The sequence below is a fragment of the Priestia sp. SIMBA_032 genome (genome assembly GCF_046535215.1).
Classification (GTDB): Bacteria; Bacillota; Bacilli; order Bacillales; family Bacillaceae_H; genus Priestia; species Priestia aryabhattai.
Map to the genome: position 1 here is coordinate 1 of NZ_JAWRXD010001679.1, position 231 is coordinate 231.

Sequence of the window (231 nt, forward strand, 5' to 3'; positions counted from 1 at the left end):
AAAATGGTCTGGCCATCGCTGGAGATTACATGTCTGCTGCTTCATTTCTTGGTATAGCCGGAGCAATCGCATTAACTGGGTTTGATGGATTCTTTTATAGTATCGGTTTTTTAGTTGCTTATTTAGGTGTACTGTATCTTGTTGCAGAACCGCTTAGAAATTTAGGGAAGTACACTTTGGCGGATATGATTGCAGCACGCTTTGATGCGAAAAAAGTTCGCGGAGTTGCAG

General features: G+C 42.0%; 1 protein-coding gene. It reads left to right on the forward strand.

The window, feature by feature from the left end:
• On the forward strand, positions 1 to 231 hold a 231-nt coding region (locus SB717_RS39955), incomplete at both ends, for a sodium:solute symporter family transporter (protein ID WP_410908917.1).